Genomic DNA, 21,238 nt, shown 5'->3' with positions numbered 1-21,238 from the left:
GAACAACTCTTTGCGGGTCTGCTTGCGCTTGCCGGCGTACTCGGCATCGGCGAAGGTCATCTGCTTCATCGGAAAACTCAGCGGGTGGAATCCGGGGTATTTTGCCAAAATCAGGAAGTCTTCTTCAGAATTTCCCTAGTGTTTGGCGTATAGTCGCCTCTATATATTAGGTCAACGACAATGTCTTGAATCTTACTGTCAGTTGTTTCCCAGGTAAGAGTTCCATATTCTTCAATGTTTGCGGGTGATCCAGATATTCGTATTACTTCACTTTTCATGAATTCATAGACTGGCATGAAAAGTTTGTATTGTTGTTTTCTTGTGATGTGAAATTGCCTAATTTCTTCGCATGCAGCATCTAAATATGATTTCGCGGCTTGTCCTTTTAAACCTTTAGCAATAGGGGAGAGACCACGGTTTCCTTGTGCGTAATAGTGGTCTGTCCCCTATTTGCTCTCGTCGGGTTAACGCGCCAGATTTGGATTACTTATTTTTTGGATAAATGCTGCAGTCAGACCGCGAGTAAGCGCGACTTGGAACTAACGATTTCTTTCCGGCCAACATCATGTCTTTGACATATTCGCCGTATAGGTGACAAGATTCTTCTTTGAAACCTATTTCCCAGTAACTGTCCGCTAGATTTATTTTGGTCACAATGCGTTGCGGGTATTTTTTATAAATGCTGCGAAATACAATGGTAGCAAGTATGTGGCTACCTGTTTGTTGCATATAAAAAGCATAATTATTTATGGGTGCTACATTTTGAGTTGTAAGAGCGGTGCTTATTTCGTAAATTAAATCTGCCGGTATGGGCTTTCTATTTTCTTCGTTTGCAGGTGCTGCCTTGTAAAACAAAGGGCTTTCTTTTCCTGATTTGAGCATTGTTTTTAAGTAGTCTATGTCTTCATTTATAGCTGCTACACTCTGCTCTTCATTTAATATTTGGTATCTCGGCATTTGCTCTTTGAAATCAGATAGTAAAATGCAACATTTAATGCGGTTAACTTCAAACTCAGTAGGAAATTGCGCCTCTTTAGGGATGGATTCTTCACTTAGTGAATATATTTCATCTCGATAAGGCTCAGCCCAATTAGACTCTTTGATAAGCACCCAGTTTTTCAGGCCGTCATGCCAGCGAAATGTATATGTGCTTTGCTGCACTGTTTTCGGCGAGTAAAAATCTAATGGTACTATTATTTCTCCGGGAAAATATCCGGAGGTTATTCCGGCTGAGCCTGTATTGAAGATTCCAGAAATATTATTTCCGCTGCCCAGAGATATAGTTAATAAATTCAATCCTTCGGCTTCACTCAAAGGCGTCACGGTGTAAGAATCGCATTTGTTATCTTGATCAAAATCGTAGGTGCAGTCGTTTGCCTGTACACAAATCGATAAAGTGAAAAATATCACCAGGGATATGTATTTAAACATCAAGAGTTCCTCAATATTTCTATGCGTTGTTCAGCATACTCTTTTGCCTGTAACGCTCTTCGAGTGGATGAGTAATACTTGGTGATTGTGTCATCTCTTACGCTTTGTGTGGTGTTGTATATTTCGATATACCGTGAATAGCCAGCAATGGCTTGGGCCTTATCTTTCGTTTTTCCGGAGGAGCTTGAGCCCGGGTCGCTCCAAAGTCCCCATGCGAAAGACGGTTTTGCTTTATTATATGCCTCGCTATCTTCTAAATTATAAAATCCATTTATGTTCATCTTGGTGCAGGAATTTATTTTAAGCTCTTCAATTGCGGAATTAATAAACGAGAGCCGATGGTCGTAGCCATTAAATCCACCGTTTATTAGATATGTTAGATAAATGAAATCGTCTTTGTCTGAGAATCTGTTTAAGTTCTTAAATTCACTCCAGAACCATCCGACCGATACCACGCAGTGGGGCGGTTGAGACATTTTCAAATAGTGTGGATGGCCAATGAAATTTTCGCCAATATAATTTCCGTACGTGCGATAATTTGTCTCCCATGTTATCTGTAATAAGCCCCTGCCAATGTATGGATGATAGGCAGGCAGCGGTGCATTTGAATTAAGTCCTTCAGTTACAAAATTCATACTACCGCTTTCATGCAGCATTTGTGCGAGAACATGAGCTCGGCTGATGCAATGGTCAATTTTAAATTTATCAAACATTTCATTGATCGGATCAATATAAAGATCAATATTGATTGAGGACGCGTGAGGAGCGATTGCGCGAAGCTGTTCTTTTGTTAGCTTGTTTTTACATAGACACCCGTTGGAAGAAAAATTCTCTAGCAATGCCGGTGTATGAAAATGCCAAACCTTCCCATCCGCATTAATCCCCTGCTTATCCGTCATCTCACTCCACCAACTGAGCTTTTTAATCCGCGCTTTCTCTTTAACCCACTGTGGATTTGGATCTTCCTCTGTGTGCTTCATCAACTTATCCAGCTCATCCCATTTGGCATCCTGCCAGAACCACTCGCTTTCGTAGTGGGTGATCAAGCGGGAAATGGACTGGGCGTACCAGGGTTTGCTCAGAGCTGCTTTGATCTCTCTTACGCTCAGGATGTTATCGCGCACGCTGCCATCGGCACCGTCGATGATGTCGTACAGGCGTGCTTTGATCGGGCCGTGATCGGCGGTGCTGATTTGCGCTTGGTAGTCTGGCTTTTCTTCTTCTGTCAGCAGGCGTTGTGCCTCTAAATGGCAGGCCAGCTGGTCGGTGTTGCAGGTGGTTTCGCTAATAAAGTCAAAACCCTCCCATTCCCATGGGCTGTGCCGGGTGGTGATCATGTCTTGTTCGGCGAGCCAGCCGCTGATGCGGTTGCCGTCTGCGTCGGCCAACAGGTTATCGAGTCGCCACCAGCGGGTAATGCGCGGCGTGGTGCTACCGGGTACGGTTTCGCTGACTTGAATTTTGCGCTCGGTGGGCAGGCTTTCCAGCACGCTCACAGGAATAGTTAACTCGACAGCAACGGTGACGCCCGTGTCGGTAATTTTCGGCGGGTTGCTGGCGCTGATGTCTTCGCGATGGGGGATCAGTTTGCTGGCCCCTTTATGGATTTTCAGCAAGGTCTTTTGCTCGGCTGGCAAGCTGGCTGCCAGGGTACGACTCTTGGCGATAAACGCCGGTACATCCTCGCAGCTGAACACTTCCAGGTGCAGACGCGGCTTGGCGGTGTCTTCGCCTTGGTTCTGGTACAGGCCGATATGGCCGACCAGCTCACCGGCTTTGATTGTGTGTGGTTCTGGCAACAGATGAACATTTCCCACATCGCTGGGTGCGGTTTGCTGTGCGTCGAGCTCATCGAAATACACATAGCCCAGTGGCTTGCCGTCTGGGCCATTGGGCAGCGCGGGAACGCCGCGATAATCCATCACCTCCAGCACCTTGCAATAGCCGCCGGACTGTTTTGCACCGACCTTAAGCGTTGCGCCGCGCGGCAGTACACCGATGATCGTCCCGCTGAGCTTGCCTTCTTTGCGCACGCGCAAGCCTTGATGGCTGAGGGTTAAGGTTTGCTCGGTATCTGTGGCCTTATCTGCGACGGTGTTGCCGGTCAGCTCTGGGGCATACACCCAGCCGACAGTGTCAGCCGGCAAGGCGGGAATTGCTGCGCCTTCATCGACGCTGAGTAGTTGTTTGAATTGCGGCTTTAGCGGATGGGTTTCACCCAGGGTGACGGTGCAGCCTTTGGGCAGCAGGGCGAGCACCGTGCTCGTGCCGTTGTCGTGCCAGGCACGCACGCGCAAGCCTAACAGCGGGTCGTCTGCGGTTGGCTTCACCGCGTACTGGCTCGGCGCGAGAAACGCAGGCGGTTTTGGGGCGCTGGCGGCTTGGTAACTGCTCCAGTCGAGCAAATGCATGTACAGGCTGTAAAAAATCAGCCCTTCGCTGGCCGCTGCGGCCTCTGCGGCTGGGGTTGCTGGAGGCGATTCTGCTGTTGTGTCTGTTGGCGATGATTCGCCTGCCGGTGTTGCTGGCGGCGGCGTCGAAGGAAGCGTCAGCCGATGCTTGACCAGGACAAATCCCGTCGAATACTTCGCGCCCAACGGCTCTGGCCCTACACCTGGGTGGATGGTGGCGGCATGGGGTGTCTCGGGATACTTGTCGTCTATGCGGTAGGCAATCACTTCGCCATCGGCGATGCAACGTACAGCGCTCTGATCAAGCAACGCGCCGGTTTTGCCATCAAAGTGCACGCCGCCATGCCACAGGCCATTGGCACCCATCGGATAGAAGCCATCTTTGGCCTTGGCAAGGGCATCGAAATATACCTGTGGGTCGCTGACTTCTTTACTGGCCTCGCCGGCGGTCTTGAATGGATATGCCCAGTTAATCGGTTTGGCCTTTACCTTAAGTGGTTCAGCCGCTGGTGCCGGAGCTGGAGCGGAGGGAGCGGTTTGAGCTCCTGAGCGGAACTCAGGCTTGGGTCGTAGGTACTGGCTGGGCAGCGGCCAGAAGGGAGAACCTGTACCGAACCTTGCAGACTTAGGCCCGGTTGAGGTCTGCGATCCGAAGAACTCGCCACGGTCACGATTGGGCCCAATGGTTTCAATCACACCCGTGTGGTTCAGGCTGGCACCGGTCCAGAGTGCGATATCTCCTGGCTGCACATCAGCCAGGGCAACCGTATCGAAATGCGTGGAGTCCGTTTTTAGTTGAGAGGTTGAGCGGTAGGGGATGGTATAGCCGGCATCCTTGAGCATGAGGTGAAGTAGGTGTGAGCAGTCGATTTCCTTGCGGCTGTCTCCGTCGGCGTCGGCGCTACCACTGGCACCGTAACCATATTCGTATTGGGTGTTGGGGTAGTTGACGCGTTGTTCGAGTAGTCCGGTACTCATGATGGGCATCCTGCATTAAAGACAGTGGGCAGCGCTTTGGGCGATGCTGCCCTTGGCCTTCAGGTTTTCGATGGTATTGTCCAAGCCGGTTGCACCCATGGACTGCGCCTCGAGGAAGCAAGCGAGGGCTTGCGAAGTATTTGGTGCCGCGATATTGCCAGTGGCGTAGGCGTTGCCCAATTCCACGAGCGCAGTTTTGAGATCCAGACGGGCAATATCCTTCAGTGCCTGCAGCGCCTTATCGGGATTTGCGCAGGGGAGGTTGCTGCCGGATTCCCCCTCGTCGCAGTAGAAGTAGGCAAGCGTGATTCCCGCTTCGGGGATGGTCTTGGCAGCGGTTTCTAGTAGATTCTGCATGCGTGGGGTGGGCAGCTGCGGTGCCTGTCCGGAAAGGCTGATTCCCGCGGCGGCGTAAGCTGCCTTTGCAGACCCCAGGCTGGCGCCGTACAGGTAGTTGTCCAGCGCTGAAGCGTAAAGCGCGATGAGCGAGTTCGATGGTGTTTCGCCGGCGATACGGATGTAGAGGTCACCTCGTTTAATGGCGATGGCAGCCGGATCGGCGGCGCTGGTGGTGTAAAGCTGCTGTCCCAGCGACCAGTCCTCGATCCTGTTCAGCGTCCAGCAGTTTTTCTGCTCGAATACCAATATGACAAGTGACTCGCCGTTCTCATCGCGCAAGATGACTCGGTCGGGGCGCTCTACCGTTGCTTTCAAGCCTTTGCTCTTCTGCAGTGCGAAGACACCCTGAAGCTCTCGACCAGGGTCGGAAGCTGCGCTGTTTTTGACGTGGGGCAGGTCGCCTTGCATCTCGACCCACTGAAGCGTCAGTGGTTTGCGCACATGGTTCATGCGTATTTCCGGCCTGTCTTGGAGTGTCTTGAAGAAGTCATCGAAGTTACTGGCTGGACACGGCGCTGCCTGGGCATTGCTCATAAGTGCTGCAGCACAGAGGGCGAGTGCTGCGAGCGAAGAGGTGGCTCGGTGTTGGAGTGGTGCGCGATTGCGGGAGGTCATGGTGGTCATTCCTAATCCCTGTTAACCGGAGAAATTGAGCGTGCGTTTGGGCTTTTTCTTGGTCTGCTCAAGCTGATTGAGCAACGCCTCATCCAACAAACTCCCCGCCTTATCGCTATCCGCTACTCCCGGCAGCACCGGTGGTTTGATCTTGATTCCCGAGCCCTTACCCGGTGCGCCGCCGGCGTTGATTTTGGCCATTGGGCCGAGCAGGGTGATGCCACCGGGGTCGAGTTTGATAAAGCTGCCGCCGGCTTTGATCGTCAGTTCGGTGCCGGCTTCGATGACCATCTTCTGTCCGGCCTTGAGGTGGATTTCGCGGCCGGCTTTGGTCAGTTGGGCGGTGCCGAGTTTGATGTGCTGGTTCTGCCCGACGGTGAGGTGGTCGTCGGGTTTGACCTCGACCTTGCGCTCGGTTTTCACCGTGAGGTTTTCTTCAGCTTTGAGCTCGGTGTAGCTGTTGGCTTCGACGGTGTCGTGGCGTTCGTTACCGATGCGGATCTTTTGGTCGTGCTCGATGTTTTCATCCCAGTCGCGCTGGGCGTGCAGGTAGATCTGCTCGGCGCCTTTCTTGTCTTCGATGCGCAGCTCGTTGTAGCCGCCACCGCCTGGCGTGCTGAGGGTTTTGAATACGGTGCGGGTCTTGTTCGCCGGCAGGTCGTAGGGCACCACGTGCTCGGCGTGGTACAGGCAGCCGGTCACCAGTGGCTGATCGGGATCGCCTTCGAGGAAGGTCACCAGCACTTCCATGCCGATCCGCGGTATGGCGATACCGCCGTAGCCATCACCGGCCCAGCTGGAGGCCACGCGCAGCCAACAGCTGGTTTTGTCGTCGGCTTGGCCTTCACGGTCCCAGAAGAACTGCACTTTGATGCGGCCGTATTCGTCGCAGTGGATTTCTTCACCCGCTGGGCCGGTGACCACGGCGGTTTGGCTACCGAGCACCTTGGGTTTTGGATGGGCCAATGGCGGGCGGTAGGGCACGTCCCAGGGGGTGGCGGTGAAGTGGTTGCGGTAGCCCTGCTGGAAGCCATCACTGGCTTCGGTATGGCTGGTGACGGACTCTTCCAGCACCTGCGGCTGCTTGCCTTGGTGGATCACCTCATGCAGCAGCCAGAGGTCGTTGTAGTCGTCACGCGGGTGATCGGAGAGTTCGAGAAAGTGCCCGCTGAGCAGTTTCGGCTGATCGCCACGGCCTTCAGCCAGGCGGTAATCGGCGCGGTGGCGTTCGAGGTTGCGTTGGCTGAGGTGTTTACCGCGCGCACGGTCGACAAAGCGGCCGGGGTAGTCGTAGTCCTCTAGGTCCGGCAGCGGCTTGGCCTCGGGGTCGCGGTCTTCCTTGAAGGTGGCTTCCATCAGCAGACGCGGTTGCTCGAAGTCGTAATCGCGGCGGGTGGTGCGGCTGGTTCGGGTTTCCAGGCGCACGGCGAAGCGCTTGATCACCGGCTCGTCGGCGGTCATGCCGTTGTCCTGCAGGTAGGCGGTGGGCTGGCCGAGTTTGCCGAAGGCGCTCTGGTCATCACCGAAGACCAGCACGTGGCCCTGCTCGCTGTGCTGGAAGTGGTAGTGAATGCCTTCTTCCTCACACAGGCGCTGGACGAAGTGCAGGTCGCTCTCGTCGTACTGCACGCAGTAGTCGCGCGTGGGATAAACCGTTGGGCCGAGCTGGAACTGGTAACCACCTAGGGCGATGCCATGTTCCTGCAGCACCTGGGCAACGATCTGCGGCACCGTCAGGTGCTGGAAAATCCGCTGGTTGGTGCGCAGGACCAGGTAGCTCAGTTGCGGCACGATACTCAGTTTGTAGCGGGTCAGGCGCTTGCCGGATTCGGCTTGCGCGACCTGGTAGATCAGGCCGTGAATGCCCAAGCCGTCTGGGGTAAAAGCAAGATAGGCGCGCTGATGCAGCAGGCTCTGCAGATCCAGTTCGGCGTTCTCGCTGATCAGTTCCACCTCGAAACGATAAGGCTGACTGATGGCTTCGCGGCCGCTGAACTCGAGCACTTGCAGGTCGTGCTCAAGGCCTTCGATGCTCAGGCTGAAGTGGGTTTCATTGGCCGGGTTGAACATAGTCATTTCCTTGTTAAAAGATCATCCATTGATGCTGCTGTGCGCGTGCTGCGTTCAACTGCGCCGGAGCCAGCGCCGCCAGCCGCTGGGCGTGGGCTGGCGAAATACCTCAAGCAGCTGCGCACAACTGATGCGGCGCTGCGCTTCATCGAACGCCAGCGCGGTGCGCAGGGCGGGCCAGCAATGCGCCGGTAACTGCTCGGGGCGTTGCAGCTGTTTGTCCAGCTCCATGGCCTTGGCTTGTTTGGCGCTCTGCCGGCTGAACGGGTGGCGCCCGCTGGCCAGCTCATACAGCACGCATGCCAGTGCATAGACGTCGGCGGCGGCGGTTAGCGGCGCACCGTCGAGCAATTCCAGGGCGGCGTAGCGCGGCGTCCAGGCGGTAAAGCGGTTGCGGCACAAGCGTGGCAGGCCAGGCAGCAGTCCTTCCACGGGCTGGCCGAGACCATAATCGAACAGGCGCAGGCCGTCTTCGGCGAGCATCACATTGCTGGGTTTCAGGTCGCCATGCAGTACGCCGAGGCTGTGTGAATAGCTCAGGGCATCGAGCAGGGCGATGGCGATTTCCTGCAGCTCGCTCCAGGGCAGACCCTCGGGGCGCTCGCTAAGTAACTGGTCGAGGGTCAGGCCCTTGAGCAGCTCCAGAGTGAGGAAGGCGCGCTGGCTCGATACATCCACCTCGAAGCCGAACAGGCGCACCACATGCGGATGATTAAGCCGTGCGGTGAGGGCGAACTCGCTGTACAGCAGCGCGTTGGCGTCCGGGTATTCGGCGAAGTCATCGCTGAGGGTTTTCAGCGCCACATAGGGCTCGGGGTCACCGAACTGTTCGCGTAGCAGGTCACGCGCGCGATACACCGCGCCCATGCCGCCGACGCCGAGCAGACGCTCGATCTTGTAGCGGCCGCCGAGTACTTCCGGCAGTTCGCTGAGTACTTCGCGCGGGGCGTGCACGGCCGGTTTGGCGGCCGTCGCGGCCAGAGCGAAGTAGGTCAGGTCGCTGGCCGGGGGGCTGGCCAGCGGCAGGTCGTCGAGCAGCTGTTCACTCATCCGTGAGTCCTCATCGGCGGATCACCACCGCACTCAGGTTGTCCCGCGCCGGGCCGTCGAGGGCCTGCTGGAACAAACGATTCAGCGTCAGCTGTGGCGAGGGCAGGTTCAGCGCAGCGCCCAGCGCATCGGCCGACAGGCCCTGGTAGAGGCCATCGCTGCACAGCAGAAAGGCATCGCCGGGCAGCACATCGAGTTCGAGAATTTCCAGTTTCAGCTCGTCACTGGCGCCGATGGCGCGGGTCAGGGCGTGGGCTGCCGGATGCCGAGCAGCTTCGCTGGGGCTGAGTTGCTGCTCATCAATTAGTTGCTGCAGCAGCGAGTGATCGCGGCTGAGCTGATACAACCGACTGCCACGCCACAGGTAGCAGCGGCTGTCGCCGGCCCACACGCAGGCGGCGCGATCGCCTTCGATTAGCAGCGCCACGACCGTGCTGCCGATCACCGGGTCCGGATGGGCGGCGGTGACGGTCAGCTCCTGGCACAGGCGGCGGTTGAGCGAATGCAGGCGCTTGCGCAGCTCCTCCAGACGCTGCGGCAAATCGCCTGCGCTCGGCTCAGCCAACTGCTCGACAATCAGGCGGCTGGCCAGGGCACCGTTCTGGTGCCCGCCCATGCCGTCGGCAACCACCCACAGGCCCTGTTCCGGCAGGGCCAGAAAGGCATCCTCGTTGCGCGCCCGCACCTTGCCGGTGTCGGTACGCGCAGCGCTGCGCCAGCGGTTGGCAACCTCCTGCATCAGAGCGTGGCCGGCAGTTTGAAGCTGCGCAGCTGGTCCAGGTCAAACGGGTTTGGCGAGCGCTGGCTGTGCAACAGGTAGTTGGCGCGCAGGCCGCCGAGGTCGGCCTTGAGCATCAGCACATCGCGGCCGCTGTGATAGTCCACGCTCATCAGGTCGAGCAGACGGAACAGCGACCAGGGGCCGGTGTTCTTCTCGATACCCACCTTGCGCCCGCCGAGCTCTTCGACCACCAGGCTGGTGCGCCCTTCATTGGCTTCGGCCGGCCAGCTGAAAGCGGTCTGCACGATGGGCCCGTGGCGGTATTCCATCTGCTGGTTACCGAAGCGGAAGTCGGCGCGGCCCAGGCTGGAATCCAGCGAGTAGGGTTCGAGCTTGAACAGCACTTTCGGCTCGTTGGGGTTCTCGGCGAAGAAGCTGCGGCGGATGGTTTGCGCGTGGCTCATCTGCAGCAGGAACTCACGCGACAACGGCAGGCCACGGCCATCCACGCGGCGCAGCTGGTACTGGCCGGCGGTGCCACTGACGAAGGGCTTGAGGTAGTTGTCGAAGAAGCGTTCGGCAATCCCCTGAGCCTTGAAGAACTCGCGGAAATCGGCAATCGCCACATCGCTTTCGCTGTGTGCGCTGAACGGATAACGCTGTTTCAACGAGCCGTTGTAAGCGGCGTACAGCTCGCTCTTATAACGCTGGTTGAGGTAGTGGTAGGCGTCGTTGAGCACCAGCATCCAGCTGTCTTCGGCAAGCAGGCCAAGCCAGTTGCCGACCGGTTGCGGCAGGCGTGCGGCACTGCTGCGCACTTGGTTGATTGCGTCACGTTGGCCGGCCATACGCGCCTTGGCCAGTTCAAACGCGGCTTGCTCCGGCGCGCTGGCGTGGGCCAGGCTGGCCAGTTGCAGTTGCAGGGCATCCAGTGCCTGCAGGGTGTTGGCCAGTTCCGGACCGGCACCGCCGTTTTCGTCGAGCAAGCGGTGCAGCGGTTCGAAGCGGCGCTCTAGGGTTTTGCGCGCGGTGTCCGGCAGGTTTTTCACCAGTGCCGCTTGCGCCTGTTCGGCGGCTGCGGTGGCCAGTTTAGCGGCCTTGCCCAGTTTGCCCTTGGCGCCTTGCAGCGCTTCGGCGGCAGCGCCTGCATCATCGGCGGCTTCGGCCAGGCCTTTAAAGCGGGTGTTGTCGCGCACTTCCACCAGCAGTTGCAGCAGTGGCGAGTTGGCGGAAGTCAGGCCAGCCAGCTGCAGGGCGCCCTGACCGGCGCTGCCGATAGGGTCCAGCGACAGCTGGGCGAGGGCTTCGCCCCAGTAGTTGGCGTAATCGCGGAAGTACAGCTGCTCCATTTCCACCAGCAGACGGCTGAGGTCGTTGCTGCTCAGGGTGTCGCCTTCGCCGAGTACCCAGTTGTCGCGCAGCAGCTCGCGCACCAGGTCGGCGCCCTTGGCGGTGAAGGTTTTCTGGTAACCAACCTGGGTATAGAAACCCGGAATGGCGTAGTCGCTGCCGGCGAACAGCCCGGCCTGTGGGCCGAGTTTCTGGCTTAGGCGGTAGTCCGGCAGGCTGCGCGCTTCTTCGCGAAGCATGCGGTAGACCACGTTGGCCAGCGATTCGCTGCGCAGGATCTGCCGGGCCTGGGCCACCAGCGGCTCGTTCAGCGAGTAGGGCGCGAACGACTCGGACAGCAGGCGCTCGAAGTGCTCGTTCAGGCCGCGTTGGCCGACGCTGTTGCCGGCGTAACGCAGCGACCAGTCGGCCGCCAGCCACTCCTGCAGGAAGGCCTTGTCGCGGCGCTGCTCCAGATTGAGCATCAGATAAGCACGCAGGCTGTTGAGCAGGCGCTCGCGGTCACCCAGGTTGGCGCGCACTTGCGCTTCCAGTTGGCGACCGACGCGGCTGAGCAGGAGGTTTTCCAGCTCGGCGCGGTAGGCCTGTTGCAGCGTCGGGTCGACTTTCTCGCCCTGGTACAGGCCGCCGCGTTGCAGGTAAGACACCTCATCCACCGGCGGGAATACCTGGGTGGCGGCGTAGCTGTGGTCCAGCGCCTTGAGGGTGCGCAGGGCATCGTCCTGAACGCCGAGGCTGTTGTGTTGCTGAGTCAGTTGCTGAGCCAGGTCGCGCAGCTGCTCCAGGCGGCCGTGGTTGCCGGAGAAACCGCCGGCCCAGACCACGCCGAATACCCCGAGTACCACCAAAGCGGTGGCGTACATGGCGCGCTGGCCCCAGTCGATACGGCGCACTTCCTTCTGATCGAGGCCGGCCAGATCGGCTTCGGGGAAGATCACCCGGCTGAGCAGGTGATTGATAAAACGTGCACGACCGGTGCGGAAGGTCGGCAGGGCATTGCTGGACAGGCCCAGGTTGCGGCCGATGCTGCTGGTGCTCGGGTCGAGCTGGTCGTTCAGTTCCGGTGCGCTGGTCAGGTAGAAACCACGCAGCTGGCTGGCGCGCTGGTAGCGGTTGCCGCTGAAGGCCAGCTCGCTGAACAGGCACAGACGCTCGCCGAGCAGGCCCAACTGGTGCGGGAAGTCGAGAATGCGACCACGGCGCTGGGTGTCGCGCTCCTGGTGCATGCGCAGGATCACCTGGCTGTTGAGGCGGCGCAGCAGTTCTTCAAACTCCTGGCGAATCACCTGCACATCGGTGGCGTTCTGCTCCTTGCGGAAGCTGGCGCCGAGTACCTGATCGCTTTCTTCGCGTGACAGCTGGTCGAAGAACTCATCGAAGCCCAGCACCTTGTCGGCCTTGCTCAGCACCAGGTACACCGGCACATCGGCGCCTAAACGCTGATGGATATCCTGCAGGCGCTGACGGGTCTGGCGGGCGAGGTTTTCCAGTTCGATTTCGCTGCCACCTTGCAGCTGCTCCACCGGAATGTTGACCAACACGCCGTTCAGCGGGCGCGCGCGGCGTTTGCGCAGCAGGCCCAGCAGGGTGTCCCAGGCGCGGCTGTCGATGGCCGGATCGGGCTGGGTCAGGTAGCGCCCTGCGGTGTCGATCAGCACCGCGTGGTCGGCGAAATACCAGTCGGCATAACGGGTGCCGGAAACGTCCTTGGTCAGGCGTTGTTGGTCACCGCGGTTAAGCGGGAAGTCCAGGCCGGAGAAGTCCAGTAGGCTGGTCTTGCCGCTGCTCTGTGGGCCGAGCAGCAGGTACCAGGGCAGCTCATTGCGCCACTTTTCGCTGCGCCCGCGATACAGGCTGGAGCGCTTGAGGGTGTGCAGGGCCTGCTTGAAACGATTGCGCAGTTCGACCTGTTCTTCGTTGATCAGGCCTTCGCGGCGCAGGCGCTCCTGGGCGTCGGCGTCGTCTTCTTCGGCCTTTTTGCGGGCGGTGGCCTTCCAGCTGGCAAAGACCATGGCCAGGCCCCAGATCAGGAACAGCAGGCTGATGCTCAGCAATCGGCTGGTGGCCGATTCCCAGAACTTGTAATCGTTGACCGCCAGCAGTGGGCCGACAAACCACACCAGCAGCGCCAGAACCAATACCAGACACAGGCTCCAGACCCAGGTCTTGCGGAAAAATGCGGCTAACTTGCCGAAAAAAGGCTTCATTTCAGATCATCCATGCTTACACCCGCAGACGGGTCGAGTTGCTCGTACGGCTGCAAAATAGTCTCGCGCTGTTCGCCCAATACCCAGGCGAAACCGCCATACATCACCACCAGGCACACCAGGGTAAACAGCGCCACCAGCCACCACGGCACGATGCGCACCAGGCGCCGGCGGGTGTCTTTCAGCCCCTGCCAGTGCGGCGACACTTCGCGCGGCACGTCACCGCGCATCTGGCGGATCTGCCGGTAGAGGCTGTCACGCACGGCTTCCAGTTCAAGCATGCCGCGCGGCAGTACGCGGTATTTGCCCTCGAAACCGAGCGACAGGCACAGGTACATCAGTTCGAGCATCGGCAGGTGCTTGACCGGGTTGCGCGACAGGCGCTCGAGCAGCTGGAAGAACTTTTCACCGCCGAAGGTCTCGTTGTGGAACGAGGACAGCAGGCTCATCTGCGACCATTCGCTCTCGTTGCCCCAGGGCGTGGTCACCACGGCCTCGTCGACCACGGTGCAGAGCACGTAGCGTGCGGCCATCACCTGGCTGCTTTCCGCGCCTTCATGCAGGGCGCGGTGCTCGAACAGCTTGATGGCGCTGGCCAGGCGCTGGTTCAGCGCGTGCATGTCTTCGCTGTCGAAGCTGTGCTTGAGGCGCACCACTTCCGAGAGCAGGGTAGCGGCGGCTGCGACCAGCGGGTTGAGGCTGATATTGAAGCTCTCTGCCGGGCGCAGGCGTGCGGCGTAGATCATCCGCTCTTCCAGCTGCTCGAATTTTGGCGGCGCGGCGAAGTCAGTCAGCGGGCTGTGCGCCGGGGCATCACCTTTGCGGTTGAGGATGACGGTTTTGTCGTCCTGGCCGTATTCCATTTCCTTGGTAGTCATCGTCAGTTCCTGATCGCCCAGAATTTCATCTCAAGCCCGGAGAACTCGCCGGACACGTGGAAAGCGAAACCGCCGGAGCGTTCCAGCTGCGCCAGTTCCTCGGAGCCCAGTTCCAGGGCGAAGTAGGTTTTCCCCGAGTGGAAGGGGATCTGCCGTGGCGCCACGGGCATCGGTTTGACCTTGATACCTGGCAGGTGCAGGTTGACCAGTTGGCGGATCTGCTCCACCGGGCCGACCTTGAGGTGTGCCGGCAGGCGCTGGCGCAGTTCTTCCGAATCGCACTGGGCGCTGGCGGCGAGGACGAAGGTGGAGGTGGCGAGCAGCTTGTGGTCGTGCAGCGGCGACACCTGAATGCCGTACTGACGCTGTTGCAAAAGCATCTCGATGGCGTGCTGTTCCAGCACCATCGACAGCACCTGGCGGATCGCATCCATCAGCTTGCGGAAGCTCACGCCTTGGTCGCTGTGCAGATAACGGCCTTCCAGGCGCGGGCGTTTGATCTCGCTGGAGAAGGTCGCCAGTTCACCAAGCAGGCCGAGCAATTCGCGGTAGATCTGCTCCGGATGCACCTGCTCGATGCCCAGGTAATGACGCAGCACCGGCTCGAAGCGGTTGATCAGCTGCAGCATCATAAAGTCGCCGACTTCCGCACCGCCGACCTTGCCGGTGGCGCGAATCCGTTCGGCCAGAATGTCGCCACGGTGGGCGAGCATGCTGATCACTTCCTTGAGGCAGCTGAGCAGGTAGCCGGAAGCCTGGAAGTTGACGTAGGTTGGAATAAATTCCGGATCAATGCTGATCACCCCGTCCGGGGTGGTATCGAGTACGTCGCACAGCTGCAGTTTGACGTAGGCCTGGTCGCTCTGTTGCTCGCCGAGCAGCAGGCGGAAATCCGGGCGGCCACAGCTGACCTGACTCGATGCGCTGTCGCCGGCGTTGGAGTCGGTGACTTCCTCATCGAAGGCGGTGAAGCGCGCCAGCACGTCCTGCTGCTCAGGGCGGCGGCTCTCGATATGGTTGCCGGTAACCAATGGCAGAGCCAAGTACACCGGGGTGTTGCCGGTGTTCGGCGGCACGTCGAGGGCCAGCGGCTCGCGCTCGGCGCCGATGTCGAACAGGGTGCCGTCGGGCAGGATGCCGCTGGCCTTGCTCACCACCAGCTTGCCCATATTGAGGAACTGGCGGTCGATCTCCAGCTCGAAAAAGCCCCAGGCGTAGCTGTCGAGCTTCTGCGTGCGGGTTTTCAGCTGGTAGTCGTAGTAACGGTCGTTCTGCTGGAAGTGCTGCGGGCGCAGCAGCATGCCTTCCTGCCAGACCACTTTATGCATGGCCATGGCTTATTTCCCTTCCTTGTTGATGTCGTCCTGGGTCTTGATGCCCAGGGCATCAAGGGTCAGCACGCTGCTGTTGCGTTCCTGTTCTTGCAGCGGAATGACTACGCGCCAGTTGCTTTCCGGCAGGTCGCGGTAGGCCGCCAGCACGCCGACATAGCGGCTGCCGGGTTGTACCGAGAGCTTCATTTCGCGTTGCTCGCCCGGGCGCAGTTCCAGCTCTTCGAGCACCACCATATCCGGTGACAGGGCTTCTTTCGGGCGCTGATAGAGCGAGAAGAAATCGGCGGTTTCAAAGGCCACCGGGTGTTTCAGCTCGATCAGGCGCAGGACGATCGGTGAAGGGCGGCCGTTGAGATCCGGGTTGAGCTCATCGCTGCCGTTAAGGGTCAGGTCGAGCTTGGTCATATCCGAATAGGGCGAAAGTGCCGCGCAGCCGGTCAGGCTGAGCAGGGCGGCCAACAGGGCCAGGCAGGTGAAACGGTGCATGGAGATCATCCTTGAACGTCGGTGTTGAGGGTGGCGATCAGGCGAACCTGTTCTTCGTAGGTGTTGGCGAAGTCGCGGGCGAACAGGCGGTCGCTCCAGTCGTCGTTCTGCTCCAGGGCACTGTGCAGGCGACGATAGGCGCGCCAGCGGCTGCCAGCAGTGGCGATCAGCGGCTTGCGGCCTTCGCGCTCGAAACGCAGGCTCAGCTGCTCCGGCGACAGTTGCTCGAACATGCCCTTGACCGCTGCACGGCTGGCGGCGAGCAGCGCCACCTGGTGCGCCTGCAGGTCACGGAAGCTGCGGCTGATGGTCTGCTCGGCGCTCAGTTGCCCGGCCTTGCCGCCACGCAACAGGGCGCTCAGCGCTTCACTGCTGTCGGCGGTGTGCTTGAGCGGGTTGTTGCCAGCGCTTTGCACGGTGGTCAGGGCCAGGCGCAGTTCATTCTTCAGCTCGCTGCGCGTGCGCAGGCTTTGCTGCAGGCTGCCGATGCTCTGCTTGAGCAGCTTGGCGCTGTGAATGGCCAGGGCTTCGCGGGCCTCGTCATCAAGATCATCGAGTTTGACCCCAAGGGCTTCGCCGAATTTTTCCCAGAAGGTCGGCGGCAGACGTACCGGTTCCGGTGCACGCTTGGGCTGCGGCTCAGGCGTTGGCATTACCAGCGCTGGCACCAGCAGGTTTTCTTCATCAATCTGCGCGTAGTCGCGCTGCTGCGCCTGCACGTTATGCGGGCGCAGAATCGCCGTCAGGTCATCGACCTCGGCATACACGCGCTCCTGCTGATCGATGGCGGTCAGCGGATCGAGGTCGAGGAAGGCATCGTCCGGGATGATGCTGCCGGCCGGCTGCGCACGGCCGATGTCGCCTGCGAACATGGCCGGGTCCTGAATCAGCCGCGCACGAATCTCGAAATCACCGAAGCAATACACGCTGCCATGCTCGATACGCTGGGCCTCGCCCTTGCGCAGGCTGGCGCCGCTGTCTTTCAGCTGGATGCCATTGCTGCTGGTGTCGGTCAGGTAGAAGGAGCCATTGCGATAGCTCACCTCGGCATGCCGACTGGATAGCACACGCTTGCGATCCGGGATCACCCAATCGCATTCCTCAGCCCGACCAATAATGCCGCCGGCCTGCTTGAAGGTTTTGGTGGTCAATAGACCTGGCACGAACTGCTGTGCACTGACCACATCGAAGACCAGTTCCATGGTTGTTAACTCCTTGCGGTCAGTTGCCGCGTTTCACTGCTTGCGGTTCGCCCAGGGGGCGGTATTCGTCATCGTTGAACTTGTAATTGCCGCTGCAGGCGGAGAGGCACAGGGCCAGAGCGAGCAGGGCGGTTGGCCAGAGGCGTTTCAGCATTGGGTGCTCCTTGTATTCAGAGGGCAGAGGGTGAGCAGTGGTTGGGTAATCAATTCAGAGTGCCGTGTGCAGTGGCAGCAGATCGCGGTCTGCAAGGCTGACTTCGATGGCGTTGGCCGCCTGGATATGCGCGGGGTTGCGTACGTCGAAGACCGCATCGCAAACGCTGGCGATCAGCGTTCCAAGCTGTTTCTCTGCGCTAGAGACAGGGAAGACGCCGGCGCTAGTGGAGAGTGCGTCTTCTGCAATGATTTGCGGTAAGTACAGAATCCAGCCGGCCCCCAGGCGATCCTTGAAGACCTGATGCATGGCGAAATAGCGGGCAGGCCCAATGGAGGTCATGGTCACAGGCCAGGGCCATGTGCTGATCAGTTCACGCAGCAGTTCAATCAGTGGCTCAAGTTGGTCAAGGCTAGGCAGTGATTTGGTTTGCAAGGTCAGGGTGCAAGGTGAGCTGGGCATGCTCGACAGGGTCAGGTCGAATGCAGCAGCGCCCTCTTTCTCCAGTCCGTTCCAGACCCCCAGGCTGCGCCAGCTACCTACCAAGGCGTTGGGCGAGTCTTTTTCGGCCTGTAAGGCGGCGTCTACAAGTGCTTGCGAGGCACCGCTTGGCTCGAACGCCTGCAGGGCTATTGATGACTGTGGCGTATCCGCAGGTGGATGCCATTGATGCTCTGGCAACCCATAACGTTTCAGCAGTTGCGCCACCTGCCAAAGTGCATCGGCATGTTCCTGGGCAGTGGGTAGTGAGGTGGTCAGGCGAAAGGCCAGGGATAGATTGATACTGCTCATGGCTGCAAGAAGGTCCGAATAATGGGGGCGGAAACCTGGAAGCGGCTGCTGAGCCGGACCCTCAGGACAGCTAAAGCTTTTTGACAGGCACGCGTAAAAGTCGCCGGCCTTTTATAGGGCTGGCGAGTGAGCACAGGTCGAGTGGTGGTGTCGCTGGGCATAGGCTTCCTGCCTGTCGGATGTACGTTCCGTGTCAAATTGCGGCTATTTTCAGGGAGCCAGCTTGGCCTGTCGTTGAAGCTGTCCACGCTATGAGCAGTGTTTGAACCCAAAGGCGAAATGAACAAAAACCAGAGCGCGTGCATGGCTTACCAGCTTCCATAAGGAATGCCGAACTTCTTGATATAGGCTTCTGCTTCTGGGCTGGGAGGGTAAGCATATTGGCCATTGTTGTTCCCCATATCGGGGCCATCTTTACTGATCTTCCCTTCAAAACGGCCGAGTTCGATGGACTTCAGGCAGCCACCGGTCAACCAAATCTTGGCGACGCCGCCGGGAGCTAGAATGATGTCGAAGGTGCTTAGGTACGCAATCTTTGTGGGTCTAGGCTCCTTGCGTGAGCAGTCTGCGACTTCCCGAGGTTTGAGCATCTCTTCTCGCACCCACAGCGGAATATTGATGCGTACGTTGTAGGTCTGCGGCTCAGCCAGCGATTGCCAACGCACAAAGATAAACTCCGGCAAATCGACCCCAGAAATTGACTTCCCCCCTCCTCCTCCTACCCTTTTTGGCCAGCCCACAGGGTTGCCTGTATAAGATACCGTGCCGCTATGCACGCGCTCGAACACCAAGCCGCGGCGATCAATGACATCCACGCTTTCTACCCAGACCTCCATGTGACTGGGGGCACCCAGGCCGATATTCCAACTGCCATACGGCAGATCTGGCCGGCCCTGACCGTTGGCACAGCCACTTAGAAGAACAGCTACTAGCCATAGCAACGGTGCTGGCAGTTTCATTCTGGATATCCTTTATGTGGCTTATTGGAATAGACCGCGCGTTGGTTCTCTGCTGGCTTGTTGATTAACAGCCCTTTGCTTGGCGTCCAGTGTGCGGACAGATGGATATAACGGGCGTGCAGATGACGTTCTTCTGCGGGAGATAAGCGACCCATTGCACTGTGAGCCTGGGCCATGATTTTTTCCGCAATAGCCTGCAAGTCATCGGGGATTGCAACTGCGGTGGTATTGGGAACTGGTTTGAAAGGAACCTCATTTTGAGCAGCCAACTCACGCATAACGCGTAGATAGACTCGCGATAGCTCCCCCCGCACTGTGCGGGTGATGGCCGCCGCGACCATGGCCCTTTGGGTTTGTGAGTTTTCGTTGGCGCGGCCGGGTACTGCAATGAACCATTTAGCGGGTTTAATTTCGCCCTCTCCGGGCAGACCACGCTGCTCCAGCAGGTCAATAGCTTCTTGGGTTTCCCGCCAGGCCCGGCTGCGTTCCAGCGGCTGGGCAGGGGTTACCAGGGTGGCGCGCGGGCGGCTGATCAGCAACTTTTCGGTCATGCTGTTGCGGTAACCACCGCCTATATCGGAGTGCACCCCAGGTAGGCTTATTTCCTGATGCTGCGGTGCCACGCTGTTGAGCGCAAAGTTAAGGCGCATTTCATCACGGGCAGCCAGTTGTACAACCTTGCGTGCACAGCCTGCGGGCAGGTACAGGTTGACGCCTGGGTTGTATTCGTTGGCCGGACTCAGGTCGCCGCGCGCCGGGTTAACAATGGCGGCTACCGTATCGAATAGGCCGATAAAGTTGATGCTGGCATGCTCATGCCAGTTGAAGCTTTCAAGAAAGCCTTGGGTCTGCGAATTGAGTGTAGGAGCCACTATGCCGCCGCCGGACTTAAGTAGTTCATTGGCGAAATGGCGGGCGGCGGCGGCACCACGACTAAAGCCAAAAACATCGAACTCGATATTGTTGACTTGTAGCTCGGGGTTGGTAGCCATCAGTCGATTTAACTGCTCCTGGATCTTCTCCGGGCTTTGTGCGACTCGTGCGACTACACCGGTACCACCTAGCCCAGTCCCCTGGCTAAGCAGCGAATCTGACTCGCCACTGCTAGTGCCGATCCCTTCAAGGTATACCCGCAAGAAAGCCTGCTTTGTATCGGGGGCAAGGACGTTGCGGCTATCGTCCTGATAGAGGTCATGCAGCAACGCCACGTTACTGGCTCCATTGCCGTAGCTGCTATCCGGGGTTTTATCGAATACACCCGCCGCATTGTTGTCGCGATAACCATGGATTGCGCAGTAGTTGATGGTCTCCCGTAATGCAGGTTCATCTAGCAACTGTAAGTCGTCACGGCGGCACTGCTCGGTGACAGCGGAGTTCGCCAGGTTATTGCCGGTGCCATCAAAGAACACGCCGATACGCAGGGTAATGCCTACGGGCGTTTCTTCTTCCAGCTCCTCTTCTTCCTCTTCCTCCTCCAGCGTATCGACCAGCTTAAGTGGCTTCGGTGGTGGTACTAAGGTGTTGGCAGCGGGGCCTTTAAGCAGGTCACCTGCCAGGGCTATCGCTGCAGCAGCAGGGGTGATGGCGGGCAATATGTTGATCCCCGACCCCTTCCCCGGCCCACCACCCGAATTGATCTTGATCGTCGCGCCGCTCAGGGTGACGCCACTCGGATCGAGTTTGAGGAAGCTACCGCCGCCGCTGGCGGTGAGTTCCATGCCGGCGTCGATCACCACTTTGCTGCCGGCGTAGTAGTGGATTTCGTTGCCGGCTTCGACGAATTGGCCGACGCCGACTTTTACATGCTGTTTCTGCCCGACGGTGAGGTGGTCGTTGCTGCGGGTTTCCACCTTGCGGTCGGCGTGGGTGGTGCGGTGTTCTTCGGCGAGAAACTGGCTGTAGCTGTTGGCTTCGACGGTGTCGTGGCGTTCGTGGCCGATGCGGATTTTCTGGTCGTGCTCGATGTTTTCGTCCCAGTCGCGCTGGGCGTGCAGGTAGATCTGTTCGGCGCCTTTTTTGTCTTCGATGCGCAGCTCGTTGTAGCCGCCACCGCCTGGGCTGCTCAGGGTTTTGAACAGGCTGCGGGTTTTGTTCGCTGGCAGCGCGTAGGGCACGACGTGGGCGGCGTGGTACAGGCAACCGGTGACCAGCGGCTGGTCGGGATCGCCTTCGAGGAAGGTCACCAGCACTTCCATGCCGAT

Annotated in this window: 15 protein-coding genes; all 15 read right to left on the bottom strand. The window is 58.8% G+C overall.

Going from position 1 to position 21,238, the window contains the following annotated elements; genetic code table 11:
• Positions 1–483: 483 nt before the first annotated feature.
• The 15 genes from Q8M42_RS07020 to Q8M42_RS06950 all read right to left on the bottom strand — a co-directional run bounded on the left by Q8M42_RS07020 (position 484) and on the right by Q8M42_RS06950 (position 21,151).
• Positions 484–1,431 carry a hypothetical protein gene (locus tag Q8M42_RS07020; protein WP_304870938.1) on the bottom strand — a complete coding sequence of 316 codons (948 nt, stop codon included), beginning with the start codon at positions 1,429–1,431 and terminating at the stop codon, positions 484–486.
• A complete protein-coding gene (locus tag Q8M42_RS07015; protein ID WP_304870936.1) occupies positions 1,431–4,820 on the bottom strand; it encodes a hypothetical protein in 3,390 nt (1,129 codons plus the stop codon). The genes Q8M42_RS07020 and Q8M42_RS07015 overlap by 1 nt, the downstream gene beginning before the upstream one ends.
• A 15-nt stretch (positions 4,821–4,835) precedes the next feature.
• Positions 4,836–5,843 (bottom strand): sel1 repeat family protein, encoded by a 1,008-nt coding sequence (locus tag Q8M42_RS07010; RefSeq protein ID WP_304870934.1) that lies wholly within the window; start codon positions 5,841–5,843, stop codon positions 4,836–4,838.
• A gap of 12 nt (positions 5,844–5,855) precedes the next feature.
• Positions 5,856–7,904 carry a type VI secretion system tip protein TssI/VgrG gene (gene tssI, locus Q8M42_RS07005; protein WP_304870932.1) on the bottom strand — a complete coding sequence of 683 codons (2,049 nt, stop codon included), beginning with the start codon at positions 7,902–7,904 and terminating at the stop codon, positions 5,856–5,858.
• Between the two features lie 54 nt (positions 7,905–7,958).
• Entirely contained in the window at positions 7,959–8,954 is a 996-nt protein-coding gene (locus Q8M42_RS07000) for a serine/threonine-protein kinase (RefSeq protein ID WP_304870930.1), read from the bottom strand.
• 10 nt (positions 8,955–8,964) lie between these two features.
• Positions 8,965–9,693, bottom strand: coding sequence for a PP2C family serine/threonine-protein phosphatase (locus Q8M42_RS06995; RefSeq protein WP_304870928.1), 729 nt, complete (start codon positions 9,691–9,693; stop codon positions 8,965–8,967).
• Positions 9,693–13,232, bottom strand: coding sequence for a type VI secretion system membrane subunit TssM (tssM, locus tag Q8M42_RS06990; RefSeq protein ID WP_304870926.1), 3,540 nt, complete (start codon positions 13,230–13,232; stop codon positions 9,693–9,695). Before tssM ends, Q8M42_RS06995 begins: the two co-directional genes overlap by 1 nt.
• Positions 13,229–14,110 carry a type IVB secretion system protein IcmH/DotU gene (gene icmH, locus Q8M42_RS06985; RefSeq protein WP_296218377.1) on the bottom strand — a complete coding sequence of 294 codons (882 nt, stop codon included), beginning with the start codon at positions 14,108–14,110 and terminating at the stop codon, positions 13,229–13,231. Before icmH ends, tssM begins: the two co-directional genes overlap by 4 nt.
• Before the next feature lie 2 nt (positions 14,111–14,112).
• Positions 14,113–15,444 (bottom strand): type VI secretion system baseplate subunit TssK, encoded by a 1,332-nt coding sequence (tssK, locus tag Q8M42_RS06980; RefSeq protein WP_160086100.1) that lies wholly within the window; start codon positions 15,442–15,444, stop codon positions 14,113–14,115.
• 3 nt (positions 15,445–15,447) lie between these two features.
• Positions 15,448–15,930 carry a type VI secretion system lipoprotein TssJ gene (gene tssJ, locus Q8M42_RS06975; protein ID WP_304870923.1) on the bottom strand — a complete coding sequence of 161 codons (483 nt, stop codon included), beginning with the start codon at positions 15,928–15,930 and terminating at the stop codon, positions 15,448–15,450.
• A 5-nt stretch (positions 15,931–15,935) separates the two neighbouring features.
• Positions 15,936–17,132 (bottom strand): type VI secretion system-associated FHA domain protein TagH, encoded by a 1,197-nt coding sequence (gene tagH, locus Q8M42_RS06970; RefSeq protein WP_304870921.1) that lies wholly within the window; start codon positions 17,130–17,132, stop codon positions 15,936–15,938.
• A gap of 19 nt (positions 17,133–17,151) precedes the next feature.
• Positions 17,152–17,286: a type VI secretion protein gene (locus Q8M42_RS06965; RefSeq protein WP_160086094.1), complete on the bottom strand. Its 135-nt coding sequence runs from the start codon at positions 17,284–17,286 to the stop codon at positions 17,152–17,154.
• A gap of 54 nt (positions 17,287–17,340) precedes the next feature.
• Positions 17,341–18,078: an Imm52 family immunity protein gene (locus tag Q8M42_RS06960; protein ID WP_304870917.1), complete on the bottom strand. Its 738-nt coding sequence runs from the start codon at positions 18,076–18,078 to the stop codon at positions 17,341–17,343.
• A gap of 308 nt (positions 18,079–18,386) precedes the next feature.
• A complete protein-coding gene (locus Q8M42_RS06955) occupies positions 18,387–19,037 on the bottom strand; it encodes a DUF2931 family protein (protein ID WP_304870915.1) in 651 nt (216 codons plus the stop codon).
• Positions 19,034–21,151, bottom strand: coding sequence for a phospholipase effector Tle1 domain-containing protein (locus Q8M42_RS06950; protein ID WP_305283830.1), 2,118 nt, complete (start codon positions 21,149–21,151; stop codon positions 19,034–19,036). The genes Q8M42_RS06955 and Q8M42_RS06950 overlap by 4 nt, the downstream gene beginning before the upstream one ends.
• Between the last annotated feature and the right edge of the window lie 87 nt (positions 21,152–21,238).

The sequence above is a fragment of the Pseudomonas sp. genome (genome assembly GCF_030684895.1).
In the GTDB taxonomy this organism is placed as follows: domain Bacteria; phylum Pseudomonadota; class Gammaproteobacteria; order Pseudomonadales; family Pseudomonadaceae; genus Aquipseudomonas.
The sequence above is the reverse complement of the archived record's forward strand: the minus strand, read 5'-3'. Positions and strand labels throughout refer to the sequence as shown.

Bases quoted from the DNA above. Each gene is read 5' to 3' on its own strand.
- Q8M42_RS06965 (WP_160086094.1), bottom strand. From the start codon at position 17,286: ATGCTGAAACGCCTCTGGCCAACCGCCCTGCTCGCTCTGGCCCTGTGC.
- Q8M42_RS06960 (WP_304870917.1), bottom strand. From the start codon at position 18,078: ATGAGCAGTATCAATCTATCCCTGGCCTTTCGCCTGACCACCTCACTA.
- Q8M42_RS07000 (WP_304870930.1), bottom strand. From the start codon at position 8,954: ATGAGTGAACAGCTGCTCGACGACCTGCCGCTGGCCAGCCCCCCGGCC.
- Q8M42_RS06955 (WP_304870915.1), bottom strand. From the start codon at position 19,037: ATGAAACTGCCAGCACCGTTGCTATGGCTAGTAGCTGTTCTTCTAAGT.
- tssI (WP_304870932.1), bottom strand. From the start codon at position 7,904: ATGTTCAACCCGGCCAATGAAACCCACTTCAGCCTGAGCATCGAAGGC.
- tssK (WP_160086100.1), bottom strand. From the start codon at position 15,444: ATGGCCATGCATAAAGTGGTCTGGCAGGAAGGCATGCTGCTGCGCCCG.
- Q8M42_RS07020 (WP_304870938.1), bottom strand. From the start codon at position 1,431: ATGTTTAAATACATATCCCTGGTGATATTTTTCACTTTATCGATTTGT.
- tssM (WP_304870926.1), bottom strand. From the start codon at position 13,232: ATGAAGCCTTTTTTCGGCAAGTTAGCCGCATTTTTCCGCAAGACCTGG.
- tagH (WP_304870921.1), bottom strand. From the start codon at position 17,132: ATGGAACTGGTCTTCGATGTGGTCAGTGCACAGCAGTTCGTGCCAGGT.
- icmH (WP_296218377.1), bottom strand. From the start codon at position 14,110: ATGACTACCAAGGAAATGGAATACGGCCAGGACGACAAAACCGTCATC.
- Q8M42_RS07010 (WP_304870934.1), bottom strand. From the start codon at position 5,843: ATGACCACCATGACCTCCCGCAATCGCGCACCACTCCAACACCGAGCC.
- Q8M42_RS07015 (WP_304870936.1), bottom strand. From the start codon at position 4,820: ATGAGTACCGGACTACTCGAACAACGCGTCAACTACCCCAACACCCAA.
- tssJ (WP_304870923.1), bottom strand. From the start codon at position 15,930: ATGCACCGTTTCACCTGCCTGGCCCTGTTGGCCGCCCTGCTCAGCCTG.
- Q8M42_RS06995 (WP_304870928.1), bottom strand. From the start codon at position 9,693: ATGCAGGAGGTTGCCAACCGCTGGCGCAGCGCTGCGCGTACCGACACC.